This is a genomic window from Pseudonocardia adelaidensis (genome assembly GCF_039543345.1).
Classification (GTDB): Bacteria; Actinomycetota; Actinomycetes; order Mycobacteriales; family Pseudonocardiaceae; genus Pseudonocardia; species Pseudonocardia adelaidensis.
The window spans coordinates 87,655-96,428 of sequence record NZ_BAABJO010000036.1 but is presented as its reverse complement, the minus strand read 5'-3'; the positions used below and the strand labels follow the sequence as shown (position 1 = coordinate 96,428).

Here is an 8,774-nt window from a genome sequence, read left to right as displayed (position 1 = left end):
CCCGCGCCGCCGCCTGGTTCGCCGCCTGCGGCATCGAGCGGATCGAACGAGTCCTGACCGACAACGGCTCCTGCTACCGCTCCCGCGAGTTCGCCGCCGCCCTACACGCCACCCACACGACCCACAAGCGAACCCGGCCCTACCGACCACAAACCAACGGCAAGGTCGAACGGTTCAACCGCACCCTGCTCGACGAATGGGCCTACACCCAGCCCTACCCCCACGAGACCGCTCGGCGCGCCGCCTTGCCGGGATGGCTGCACCACTACAACCATCACCGCGGACACACCGCGATCGGTGGCCTCCCGCCACCCGCGTCCCCAACCTCTCGGGGCAGTACAACTAGCCGGATCGAGACGAACCCGGGACGTGCCGGCCGATGCGCGGCGATGCACCAGCCGGCCCTCACGCACCGCGTGTGCGCCCACGCGACCCGCCGACGGTGCGCGAGCGTCGACCGGGTGCAGGAAGCGAGACGAAGCCCGCTGTAGTGCTACGGCTGGATGAGGACGAAGTCGGGTGCCTGGTGGGGCCGCTCCTCCCGCGGCATGCGGTAGTCGTTCATCGGCACCCCGGTGGGGACGACGGTCTGCGAGACGTGGATGCCGCGGACGCATTTCTCGCACCACAGCTGCGCGTAGGCGCGCCGCGAGCGCGGATCCCCGGTGAAGACGAGGTGCAGGGTGGTCCCGCCGCAGTCCGGGCACGGGGTGGCACCACGAGCGGGAAGGGCGCTGTACATGAGGTCGAAGGCGTCCAGCCAGGTCTCGAACTCGTCGCTCATGCCGTCGATCATGGCACCACTCTCCCAGGCGATCACCGGCTCCGGTCGTCGGTGTGGGCCCGGGTGCAGCGGTACGGGGCTGCGCGCAGCGGCGACAGGGACCACGATGGTGGCCGTGCCCGACGACGCCGCGCCCCCGCGACCGACGCCCCGCTACCGGAACGTGCTCCGGCACGCCGAGGACCAGGCCAGCCGGCACGGCCACCACCGCCTCGGGGTCGAGCACCTGCTGCTCGGCATCCTGGACGACGGGGAGTCGGTGGCCACCGGTGTGCTGGCGAAGTACGTCGACCTGCCGGAGCTGCGGAAGGCGGTCGAGCGGGTACTCGCGTCCGAGGGATACAACCGGCCGGCCCAGGCCGAGCCCGACGGTGGCGGGCGGTCGGCGAGCACACCGGTCACCCTCGTCCGCGGCGACGAGCGGCAGCAGGCGGTGATCCACTGGGCGTGGCAGGGCCGCAGCGGCCCGTCGGACCTGTACCGGGCTCAGCTGGACTGGTCGGGCGAGCCCATCGACGTCGGCGCGGGCGACATGTTCGACGCACTGGTGCGGATCCGGGAGCAGCTCGAGCCGCAGGGCTGGTTCGTGGCGGTGCAGGGCTCGCGCCTGGACGCCTTCCCGAGCGCGATGCAGCGCGAGATGGCGGGCGGGCTCAACGTCTACGTCATGCGCGTGGGCGAGCCGATCCGGCTCGGGGACGCCGTGGAGACGTTCGCCGAGGCCGATCCCGGCCTGCTCGCCACCGTGGCCGCGCAGCACCAGCACGCCGCCAAGTGGCAGCGGTCGGTGCAGGGCGGCGTGGGATCGCCCCGGTAGCCGGCGTCCCGGACACCGGGCCGGGACCGGTCAGAACGGCAGCTGGATCGGGTTGACCACGTCGGCCACCAGCAGGATCGCGCTCCAGCCGATGAACAGCAGCGCCACCATGTAGGCGATCGGGAGGAGCTTGGCGGCGTCCACCGGGCCGGGGTCGGGCTTGCCGCGCAGCCGGGCGATGCGCTTCTTCACCGCCTCCCACACGGCCGGGAAGATCTGCCCGCCGTCGAGCGGGGGCAGCGGCAGCATGTTGAACAGGAACAGCGAGATGTTCACCAGCGCCAGGAGGTTGAGCAGGAACAGCACCTGCTGCGTGGCCGTGAAGTCGTCGGAGGCCAGGAACTCGCCCCCGATCCGGGACACGCCCACGATGCCGACCGGCCCGTTCTGGTCCCGTTCGGCGCCGAGGAAGGCCGAACCGAACAGGTTCGGCAGCCGCTCGGGCAGGTTGATGATCGCCTGCCCGGTGCGCACGATGACGTCCCCGACCGCCGCGACCACGGCCACCGGTCCCTGGCGCGCGATGGTCGGCACCGGCGTGACCCCGAGGAAGCTCACCTGCACGACCCGCTCCGGGTCGTTCAGGTCCTGCGCCTCGGTGCGGATCAGGGTGGGCGCGAGGTCCAGGCGTTGCCCGCCGCGATCCACGGTGATGGTCACCGTGCCGGACGCGGCGCGGATGTCCTCCTGCAGGGCGCGCCAGTCGTTGTCGGCCACCGGCGCACCGTTGAAGGCGACGATCTTGTCGCCGGGCAGCAGGCCTGCCGCCGCGGCCGGGCTCGGCGGGGCGTCCGCCGGGCACTGCTCGGTCTGCGGCGCCGTGGCGGGCAGGACGCACTGGCTGACCGTGGCGATCGTGGTGCTGCTCGTCGGGACCCCGATCCCCATGATCGCGATCGCGAACAGGACGACGGCGAGGATCAGGTTCTGGACCGGCCCAGCGGCCATCACGATGATCCGCTTCCAGGGCGCGCGGGTGTAGAACTGCCGGTGCGCGTCCTCCGGTTGCACGTCCATCGCCGACTGCTGCCGGGCGTCGTCGATCAGGCCCTGGAACGGGCCCGTGCGGCGGCTGCGCCCCAGCGTCTCGCCCTTGGCCGGCGGCAGCATGCCGATCATGCGGATGTAGCCGCCGAGCGGGATCATCTTGACCCCGAACTCGGTCTCACCGACCTTGCGCGACCACAGCGTCCTGCCGAACCCCACGAAGAACTCCGGCACCTTGATGCCGAACTTCCGGGCCGCGAGGTAGTGGCCGAGCTCGTGCCAGGCCACCGAGACCAGGATCCCGAGGAAGAGCAGCAGGATCCCGAGAACGAACATCATGAGAGTGACGCCTCCCTCGAGGCGGCGAACTCACCCGCGCGCACTCTCGCCCACTCCTCCGCAGCCAGCACGTCCGCCACGGTAGCGGGATCCGCGGTCCAGCCGTCGGCCGCGTCGAGGACGCGCTCGAGCACGGCGAAGATGCCGACGAACGGCAGCCTGCCCGCCACGAACGCGGCCACCGCCTCCTCGTTCGCGGCGTTGAGCACGGCGGGGACGCAGCCACCCGCGGTGCCCGCCGCGCGCGCCAGCCGGACCCCGGGGAGCGCGTCGTCGTCGAGCGGCTCGAAGGTCCAGCTCTGCGCGGCGTCCCAGCGGCACGGCCGCGCCGCGCCGGTGAGCCGTTCCGGCCACCCGAGCGCGAGCGCGATCGGCAGCTTCATGTCCGGGGGGCTCGCCTGCGCCAGCGTCGAACCGTCGGTGAAGGTCACCATCGAGTGCACGACCGACTGCGGGTGCACCACCACGTCGATCCGGTCGTACGGCACCCCGAAGAGCAGGTGGGCCTCGATGAGCTCGAGCCCCTTGTTGATCAGCGTGGCCGAGTTGATCGTGACGACCGGCCCCATGACCCACGTCGGGTGCGCCAGCGCCTCGGCCACCGTGACGCCCGCGAGCTCCGCGCGCCGCCTGCCGCGGAACGGGCCGCCGGACGCGGTGAGCACCAGGCGGTCCACCTCCTCGGCGCGGCCGCCGCGCAGGCACTGGGCGAGCGCCGAGTGCTCGGAGTCGACCGGCACGATCTGGCCGGGCGCCGCCGCGCCCGTGACGAGCGCTCCCCCGGCCACCAGGGACTCCTTGTTGGCGAGCGCGAGCGTGGCCCCCGAGGCGAGCGCCGCGAGGGTGGGACCGAGCCCGACGGAACCGGTGATCCCGTTGAGCACGGTGTCGGCGCCCGCGCCCGCGGTGAGCTCCGCCGCCGCGTCCGGCCCGGCCAGTACGTCGACCCCGGGGAGCCGCTCCCGCAGCTCGGCGGCCGCGGCGGTGCTCGCCACGGCGATCCGGGGCACGCGGTGCTCCCGGACCTGCCGCACGACGAGGTCGGTGTCCCGGCCGCCCGCCGCGAGCCCCGCGACGGTGAACCGGCCCGGGTGTGCGGCGACGACGTCGAGTGCCTGAGTGCCGACCGAGCCGGTGGAACCCAGCACGACGACGGAGCGAGTGGTCATCACCGCCCATCATCCCCGCCGCCGTGTTGTGCGACGATGAGGCCCACATCCCGGATCAGGAGGACAGGGTGGCACGCAACTCGCGAGAGCTGGCACGGCGGCCCGCGGTCGACCCGCAGGACGAGCCGTCGGCGGAGTGGGGCTGGCACGGCGGGTTCCCCCGCGGCATGATCGCCGCCGGCTGGGTCACCGTCGTGATCCTCCTGCTCATGAACTTCACCAACAACAACCTCACGAACAACACCGCGAACGTGTGGCTCACCGGGCTCGCGATCGTCATGGCGATCGGGCTCGTGATGCACTCGATCCGCCGGCGCACCGCCTGGCGGCGCTGAGTCCCGTGGCGGATCCCGCCGTCGAGCTGGAGGTCGGCGACCGCGTCGTCCGGATCTCCAACCCCGACCGCGTGTACTTCCCGGCACGCGGCGAGACCAAGCTCGACCTGGCGAACTACTACCTCGCCGTCTCCGACGGCGTCGTGCGCGCGCTGCGCGACCGCCCCTGCATGCTGCACCGCTTCCCCACCGGCGTCTCAGGGGAGAAGGTGCACCAGAAGCGGCTGCCCAGGGGCGCGCCCGACTGGGTGCAGACCGTGCGCATCCACTTCCCCCGCTGGAACCGCACGGCCGACGAGCTCTGCGTGCAGCACCCGGCCGACGTGATCTGGGCGGTGCAGATGTCCACCGTCGAGTTCCACCCCTGGAACTCCCGGCGCGCCGACACCGAGAAGCCCGACGAGTGGCGCATCGACCTCGACCCGATGCCCGAGGCGCGCTACGCCGACGTGCGCCGCGTCGCGCACGTCGCCCACGAGGTGCTCGACGAGCTCGGCGCCACCGGCTGGCCCAAGACGTCGGGCGGCAAGGGCATGCACGTCTACGTGCGGATCGCCCCCGACCACGGGTTCGCCGACGTGCGGCGCGCCGCGCACGCGTTCGCCCGCGAGGTCGGCCGCCGCTGCGGCCTCGTCGACCTGACGTGGTGGCGCAAGGACCGCGCCCCGAAGTCGATCTTCGTCGACTACAACCAGAACACCCGCGACCACACCATCCGCTGCGCGTACTCGGTGAACGGGGTGCCGGAGGCCGTGGTCTCGACCCCGATCCGCTGGGACGAGGTCGACGACGCCGAGCCGCGCGACTTCACGATCGCCACCGTCCCGCGCCGCTTCGCGGAGCTCGGCGACCTGCACGCCGGCATCGACGATCACGAGTTCCTCATCGACGAGCTCCTCGAGTGGGCCGACCGCGACGCCCGCGAGGGCGAGGCCCCGCCGGACGAGGAGGCCCAGGACCTCGACGGGTGAGGCGGGCCGCCCCACCCGTCGCACACGAACCCTGGCGCCCGCACACCAACCGTGGCGCCCACACACCAACTGCAGTTCGTGCGTCGCCACCACGCTTCGTGTGCGACGACCTCCGGCGACCACCACCCGGTGCCCGCACACCAATCGTGGCGACCGCCGCCGTGTGCGGGCGCAACGATGTATGTGCGACGCCCGCGAGCCGCGCCGAAGCACTGCCGCACACCATTCCTGGCGCTCACGCACCGACTCTGGTGCTGGCACACCAACTGCAGTTGGTGTGCCAGCACCACGGTTGGTGTGCGACTGCGGTGGGCCGGGGTCAGCCGCCGTCCGCGGCGGCGCGCAGGCGGGCGTACTCCGCGGTCATCGCCGGGAGCTGCCAGTGGGCGTTCAGCCCGCTCGGGTTGGGCAGCACCCACACCGCCGTGTCACCCAGCCGCTCCTCCTGCGGCCCGACGGACGCGCGCGGCGTGCCGAACGCCACGCGGTAGGCCGTCACCCCGACGACCGCGAGCCAGCGCGGGCGCCGCTCGGCCACGAGCGCCCGCAGCCGCGCACCGCCCGCCACCAGCTCGGCGGGACTCAGCTCGTCGGCCCGGGCCGTGGCCCGTGGCGCGATGTTCGTGATGCCCAGACCGAGCGCGCGCAGCTCCCCCTGCTCGGCCGGTCGCAGCAGCCGCGGCGTGAAGCCCGCGCCGTGCAGGGCGGGCCAGAACCGGTTGCCGGGCCGCGCGAAGTGGTGCCCGGTCGCGGCCGACACGAGCCCGGGGTTGATCCCGCAGAACAGCACGCGCAGCGGCGGGTCGCCGGGCCCGGGCAGCACGTCCTCGATGGTGCGGGAGCGCGCCGCCTCCAGGTCCGCGCGGGTGAGGCGGGGCACCACGGGATGATCGCAGCCGCTCAGCCCGCGAGCGCGATCAGGCCCACCGCGGCTCCCGCCAGCCCGAGCCCCGCGGTCTGAGCCCGGGTGAGCCGCTCCCGCAGGACGCTGAGCCCGAGCAGCACCGGCACCACGGGGTACAGCGCCGCCAGCACGACGGCCACGGCGAGCAACTGCTCCCGCGTGGCGAGCGTGTAGCAGGTGATGGCGAGCGTCCCGACCGCCCCGCTGCCGGCCGCCGCGAGCCCGAGCCGCCGCGGCATCCGCAGCGGGCGGGCCGCGAGCGCCATCGGCAGGATCGTGACGACGGAGGCGACGCGGCTCGCGACCAGCGGCCAGAGCCCGGCCGCGGGGTCGACCGGCACGAGTGCGACGAACTGGAGCGCGAACCCGATCCCCGACACGAGCCCGTCGACGCTCCCCTCGGCGGTCGGCCGCCCGGGTCCGACGTGCGTGACCAGCCAGAGCGCGGGTGCAGCTGCGGCGATCCCCAGCCAGCACAGCGCCGAGGGCCGCTCCCCCAGCAGCAGCACGCCGGTGAGGACCGGCAGGACGACGCCGCCGACGTCGCTCAGCGGGACGACGACGGACAGCTGCCCCGCGCCCATCCCGCGGAACAGGAACGCGACGCCGATGCCCGTGCCGATCCCGGACAGTGCGCCCCACCCGAGCGCCCCCGGCGTCACCGCCGGGGCCGGCACCACCAGCGCCGCCACCAGGATCAGCGCCGTCCCGCCGAGCTGCGCGACGAGCGCCACGGCGGCGCTGTGCACGCGGCGGGCCAGGAGCGCGCTGACGAAGTCGGTGATCCCGAAGCAGAGCGCCGCGCCGAGTGCGAGGGCCTCACCCACGGGCGCTCTCCCGTTCGGCCTGGCCCACCGGGCAGATCGCGCCCGCATCGGTGCAGCAGGGCCGGTCGCACAGCCGGCACACGCGCTCCGAGCTGCCGACCTCGGCGTAGACCGCCCGCAGCAGCCGCTCCAACACCCGCGCGAGCGCCTCCTGGTCGGCGGGCGGCAGGGTGTCGACGAGCGCGGCGAGCCGGTCGCCGCGGGCGTCCAGCAGGTCCGCCGAGGCCGCCCGGCCGGCGGCCGTCGGGTGCACCGCCACCCACTTCCCCAGCGTCGGCCTGCGCTCGACGAGACCGCGCGCCTCGAGCGCGTCGACCATCCGCGCCGCCGCCGACTGCGTGAGGCCGACCCGCCTGCCGAGCTCGGTGACGCTGATGCCCGGGTCGGCGCCCAGGACGACCAGCGCGGCCGCGGCGCTGCCGCTCACCCCGGCGGCCGCGGCGGCACCGCCGAGCACGAGGTCCGTGACGGCCAGCGCGGTCGCCCCGAGCAGGTTCGCCGTTCTCCTGGTGTCATGCATGACTCATGCATACCCTGCACTTCGACAGGTTATGCGGCAGACTTGCGCCCGTGAAGCTCCCGGTCATGCCGCCCGTCGCACCGATGCTGGCCAAGCCCATCGCCGACATCCCCGCAGGCCAGATGTACGAACCGAAGTGGGACGGCTTCCGCTCGATCATCTTCCGCGACGGTGACGACGTGGAGATCGGCAGCCGCAACGAGCGGCCGATGACGCGGTACTTCCCCGAGGTCGTCGTGGCCGTCAAGGCGAACTTCCCCGAGCGCGCCGTGGTCGACGGCGAGGTCGTGGTGGCCGACACCGCCCGCAACACCCTCGACTTCGACGCCCTGCAGCAGCGCATCCACCCCGCCGCGAGCCGCGTCAAGCTGCTGTCCGAGCAGACACCGGCGAGCTTCATCGCGTTCGACCTGCTGGCCCTCGGCGACGACGACCTCACCCAGCGGCCCTTCGCCGAGCGGCGGGCGCTGCTGGAGCAGGCGTTCGCCGGTGCCGCGCCACCGATCCACCTCACTCCGGTCACGCGCGACCTCGACGTCGCACGGCAGTGGTTCGAGCAGTTCGAGGGCGCCGGGCTCGACGGGCTGATCGCGAAGAAGCTCGACCTGCCCTACCAGCCCGACAAGCGCGTGATGAGCAAGATCAAGCACGAGCGCACGGCCGACTGCGTGGTGGCGGGCTACCGCGTGCACAAGTCCGGCCCGGACGCGCTCGGCTCGCTGCTGCTCGGCCTCTACGACGACCGCGGCGTGCTCAACTCGATCGGCGTGGTCGGGGCGTTCCCCATGGCCACCCGCCGGTCGTTGCTCACCGAGATGCAGCCGCTCGTCACCACGTTCGACGAGCACCCGTGGAACTGGGCGGCGCACGAGCAGGGCGAGCGCACCCCGCGCAAGAACGAGACCAGCCGCTGGAACGCGGGCAAGGACCTGTCGTTCGTGCCGCTGCGCCCGGAGCGCGTGGTCGAGGTCCGCTACGACTACATGGAGGGCGACCGCTTCCGGCACACGGCGCAGTTCGTGCGGTGGCGCCCGGACCGCGACCCGGAGTCGTGCACGTACGAGCAGCTGGAGCGGCCGGTCAAGTTCGACCTGGCCGACGTGCTCGACGTCCGGTAGCGG

The 8,774-nt window shown here is 73.3% G+C and carries 10 protein-coding genes and 1 pseudogene; 5 read left to right on the top strand and 6 right to left on the bottom strand.

What is annotated here, in order from left to right:
* A pseudogene (locus tag ABEA81_RS34730) lies at positions 1-311 on the top strand (integrase core domain-containing protein); the annotation flags it as partial.
* Between the two features lie 182 nt (positions 312-493).
* Here ABEA81_RS34730 and ABEA81_RS34725 read toward each other — a convergent pair.
* Complete coding sequence (locus ABEA81_RS34725; protein ID WP_345611122.1) at positions 494-784, bottom strand: hypothetical protein; 291 nt, start codon at positions 782-784, stop codon at positions 494-496.
* 115 nt (positions 785-899) lie between these two features.
* Between ABEA81_RS34725 and ABEA81_RS34720 the strand changes: the two genes are divergently transcribed.
* Complete coding sequence (locus ABEA81_RS34720) at positions 900-1,601, top strand: Clp protease N-terminal domain-containing protein (protein ID WP_345611120.1); 702 nt, start codon at positions 900-902, stop codon at positions 1,599-1,601.
* Between the two features lie 30 nt (positions 1,602-1,631).
* Here ABEA81_RS34720 and ABEA81_RS34715 read toward each other — a convergent pair whose 3' ends face one another.
* Both ABEA81_RS34715 and dxr read right to left on the bottom strand, forming a co-directional pair.
* Entirely contained in the window at positions 1,632-2,927 is a 1,296-nt protein-coding gene (locus ABEA81_RS34715) for a M50 family metallopeptidase (protein WP_345611119.1), read from the bottom strand.
* Positions 2,924-4,096, bottom strand: a complete 1,173-nt coding sequence (dxr, locus tag ABEA81_RS34710) for a 1-deoxy-D-xylulose-5-phosphate reductoisomerase (RefSeq protein WP_345611118.1) — start codon at positions 4,094-4,096, stop codon at positions 2,924-2,926. Before dxr ends, ABEA81_RS34715 begins: the two co-directional genes overlap by 4 nt.
* Positions 4,097-4,164: 68 nt before the next feature.
* Between dxr and ABEA81_RS34705 the strand changes: the two genes are divergently transcribed.
* Entirely contained in the window at positions 4,165-4,431 is a 267-nt protein-coding gene (locus ABEA81_RS34705) for a DUF2631 domain-containing protein (RefSeq protein WP_345611116.1), read from the top strand.
* Between the two features lie 5 nt (positions 4,432-4,436).
* Positions 4,437-5,402 carry a DNA polymerase domain-containing protein gene (locus ABEA81_RS34700; RefSeq protein ID WP_345611115.1) on the top strand — a complete coding sequence of 322 codons (966 nt, stop codon included), beginning with the start codon at positions 4,437-4,439 and terminating at the stop codon, positions 5,400-5,402.
* A gap of 319 nt (positions 5,403-5,721) precedes the next feature.
* Here ABEA81_RS34700 and mug read toward each other — a convergent pair whose 3' ends face one another.
* From mug to ABEA81_RS34685, 3 genes are read right to left on the bottom strand one after another with little or no spacing between them, the layout of a single operon-like run.
* Positions 5,722-6,285, bottom strand: a complete 564-nt coding sequence (gene mug, locus ABEA81_RS34695) for a G/U mismatch-specific DNA glycosylase (protein ID WP_345611113.1) — start codon at positions 6,283-6,285, stop codon at positions 5,722-5,724.
* A 17-nt stretch (positions 6,286-6,302) separates the two neighbouring features.
* Positions 6,303-7,133 carry an EamA family transporter gene (locus tag ABEA81_RS34690; RefSeq protein WP_345611111.1) on the bottom strand — a complete coding sequence of 277 codons (831 nt, stop codon included), beginning with the start codon at positions 7,131-7,133 and terminating at the stop codon, positions 6,303-6,305.
* On the bottom strand, positions 7,126-7,653 hold the full coding sequence (locus ABEA81_RS34685) for a MarR family winged helix-turn-helix transcriptional regulator (protein ID WP_345611109.1): 528 nt from the start codon (positions 7,651-7,653) through the stop codon (positions 7,126-7,128). Before ABEA81_RS34685 ends, ABEA81_RS34690 begins: the two co-directional genes overlap by 8 nt.
* Before the next feature lie 50 nt (positions 7,654-7,703).
* Between ABEA81_RS34685 and ABEA81_RS34680 the strand changes: the two genes are divergently transcribed.
* A complete protein-coding gene (locus ABEA81_RS34680) occupies positions 7,704-8,771 on the top strand; it encodes an ATP-dependent DNA ligase (RefSeq protein ID WP_345611107.1) in 1,068 nt (355 codons plus the stop codon).
* Positions 8,772-8,774 lie beyond the last annotated feature (3 nt).